Raw genomic sequence first — 3,071 nt, 5'->3', positions numbered from 1 at the left:
CCCCCCCCCCCCCCCCCCCCCCCCCCCCCCCCCCCCCCCCCCCCCCCCCCCCCGCCCCGCTCCGCCGGCGGCGCGCGGGGGGGGGGGCGGGGGCGCGCGCCGGGCCGCGCGGGGCCGCCGGGCCCCGGACCCCGGGCCCCCCCGGGGCGGGTGGCCCCGTGCTCCTGGCACTCCCGATGCTCCTGATATTCCTGGTACGGGACCGGGGTGGTGCGACGGAAGGGGAGGTTGATGCGTCCCATTGATACGGACCTGCCCGCCGTGGCCGAACTGGCCCGGTTCCTGCGCGCGCTGACCGGGGCACTGGACACGCGCGCCGGCTGGTACGAGGTCTTCGCCGAGCGCGACCCACAGGGCCTGATCGACTGTCTTGACGGTCGAGAAATACCGCCCTGGGACGTGGTCGAGGCGCTGTTGCACGACCTGGCGACGGTGCGCGACCCGGCCTCCGCCGCCCTCGCGCGGGAGCGGGCCGGCTGGCTGTACCGGGCCGCGACCGCCGCCTTCGACGCCCGCCCCGGCAGCCGGGCCGTCCTTGAGGAACGGCTCGCCGCGATGATCACCGAGGGCGCCCGCGCCCAGCGCCGCCAGCACGAACTGCTCGCCGCCGCCCGGGCCGAACGGAGCGCGCGGGGCGAGGCCGCAGCCGCCCGGTACGCCGCCGACCTCGCCTGGGCCCAGGACGACTGCGAACGGGCGCGGGCCCGCTGCGCCGAACTCCGCGCCCGCCTGAGCCCGAAGCCCGCGCCGCAGCCGGCATCGCATTCCGTGCCGGAGCCCACGTCGGATTCCGCGTCGGCGCCGGAGCCGGCGGCGCAGCCGGCGCCGGAGCCCGGGCCACAGTTCGGGCCGGGGCCGGCCCCGCGGTTCGGGGCGGGGCCCGCCTCACAGCCCGCCCCACAGCTCGCGCCGGGGCCGGTCCCGGAGCCGGTCCCGGAGCCGGTCCCGGATCTGACGCGGGGCGCCGTACCGCCGTCGGCGACGGCCCCGACGGCCCCACCGCCGGGGGAGGGGTGGGCGCCCGCATCGGCTGGGCCCTTCGCTCCCGCAGACCCTGCCGGGTCGTTCGCCCCCGCTGATCCCGCCGGGTCGTTCGCCCCCACCACCCCCACCGCCCCCGCCGCCCCCGCCGGGCCCTTCGCTCCCGTAGACCCGTCCGACCCCGCGTTCGCGGCCGGACGTGGCGTCCCCACCGGCCCCGTGGGCCCGCCGCGCGCCGCGGCCCCGTGGCGCTCCGTACCCTCAACTCCCGTACGACAAGAGGCAGTTACACCTTCGTCGCCAGCCCTGCCAGACAGGTCAGGTGGGTCGGGCGTGCCGGGCGGGCCCGCCGCGTCAGGTGGGCCGGGTCTGCCAGGTGGGCCGGTCGGCTCCGATGCGCCGCCCCCGCGCGGTGCGCCCGGCCCGGCGGACCCGTTCGAGCCCCCCGCCCCGTCCGGCCCGGCAGACCCGCCAACCCCGTCCCACCCGCGGGCCGCGGCGGAGGTCGCGGCGCGGATCGCATGGTTGCGGGGCGCCCGGCGCAGTGGTGAGGCGCACGCCGTGCTGTGCGAGAGCGCCCGATGGCCGGCGCGCCGACTGCCGCCGCTCGTGGTGGCGCTGGAGCGGGAGGGGCTCGGCGCGGACGTGGCGACGCTGCTGTGGGAGGTGGGTTCGCTGCCGCCGGCCGACTTCGCCGCCGCGGTCGCCGGGCTCGACGCCGCCGGCCGGCACCGGGAGTGCGCCCTGCTGCTCCGGCAGGGCGTGGCCCGCCCGGTGGCCGAGGTGTCGGCCGCGGCCACCGCGCTCGACGCGGCCGGCGCCCGCCCGCTGACGGTCGCCCTGCTCGCCGCCCTGGTCCGCGCCCGCAGCAGCAGCGAGAGCGCGCAGGTGGTGGCCGACGGCCACGGCGCGCTGTTGCCGCCGCTGCTCGAAGCGGCCCGCGGCATCTCCGCCCACCACTACCAGGACACCGTGCACGCACTGCGCATCGCGGGCGTCCCGGGCGTCCCCGACATCACCTGACAGGCCCTGGAATGTGATCGACTTCGTCGCTCGCCGCAGATGGTCTTGCCACCGTCCGTGACGGGCCTTACGGTCACATCCTCACGTGATCTACGCGTGTGGAGCGCTGGCTCACTGCTGGTTGACGGCGACGAAGGAGCAGCTCATGGCCACTGTTGTACGTGCTGCGCTGGTGCAGGCGACCTGGACGGGCGACACCGATTCGATGATCGCGGGGCATGTGGAACACGCCCGTAGGGCAGCCGAACAGGGCGCCCGGGTGATCGGCTTCCAAGAGGTCTTCAACGCCCCGTACTTCTGTCAGGTGCAGGACTCCGCGCACTACCGCTGGGCGGAGCCGGTGCCGGACGGGCCGACGATCACCCGGATGCGGGAACTCGCCCGGGAGACGGGACTGGTGATCGTCGCCCCCGTCTTCGAGGTCGAGCAGCCGGGGGTCTACTACAACACCGCCGCCGTCATCGACGCGGACGGCAGCTACCTCGGCAAGTACCGCAAGCACCACATTCCGCAACTCCCCGGCTTCTGGGAGAAGTACTACTTCAAGCCGGGCAACACCGGCTGGCCGGTCTTCGACACCGCGGTCGGCAAGGTGGGCGTGACCATCTGCTACGACCGGCACTTCCCCGAGGGCTGGCGGGAACTCGGCCTCGGCGGCGCCCAGCTCGTCTACAACCCCTCGGCCACCGCCCGCGGACTCTCCAGCCACCTGTGGCGACTCGAACAGCCGGCAGCCGCCGTCGCCAACGCGTACTTCGTGGCCGCCATCAACCGGGTGGGCGTCGAAGAGTACGGCGACGACGACTTCTACGGCACCTCCTACTTCGTGGACCCGCGCGGGCAGGCCGTCGGCGAGGTCGCCAGCGACCGGGCGGAGGAACTGCTCGTCCGCGACCTGGACTTCGACCTGATCGAGCAGGTGCGCCAGGAGTGGGCCTTCTACCGGGACCGCCGACCCGACGCCTACGCGGGGCTGGTGCGCCCCGGCCCCCCCCGGCCCCCCCCCCCCCCCGGAGCGCGGCCCCCCCCCCCCCCCCCCCCCCCGCACGAAGAAGAGGACGACGACC

General features: G+C 76.5%; 2 protein-coding genes and 1 pseudogene. 2 read left to right on the top strand and 1 reads right to left on the bottom strand.

Annotated elements, in window-relative coordinates; all coding sequences use genetic code 11:
• Window positions 1-242: hypothetical protein (locus AAHZ94_RS31755; protein WP_349997172.1), on the bottom strand; the 242-nt coding region annotated here is incomplete at its 3' end.
• Here AAHZ94_RS31755 and AAHZ94_RS31750 point away from each other — a divergent pair.
• Complete coding sequence (locus AAHZ94_RS31750; RefSeq protein ID WP_349997171.1) at window positions 232-2,004, top strand: hypothetical protein; 1,773 nt, start codon at window positions 232-234, stop codon at window positions 2,002-2,004. The genes AAHZ94_RS31755 and AAHZ94_RS31750 overlap by 11 nt on opposite strands.
• Before the next feature lie 145 nt (window positions 2,005-2,149).
• Window positions 2,150-2,989, top strand: a pseudogene (locus AAHZ94_RS31745) (nitrilase-related carbon-nitrogen hydrolase); the annotation flags it as partial.
• Window positions 2,990-3,071 lie beyond the last annotated feature (82 nt).

The sequence above is a fragment of the Streptomyces sp. HSW2009 genome (assembly GCF_040240285.1).
Classification (GTDB): domain Bacteria; phylum Actinomycetota; class Actinomycetes; order Streptomycetales; family Streptomycetaceae; genus Streptomyces.
This window is presented reverse-complemented; position numbering and strand designations above follow the sequence as displayed.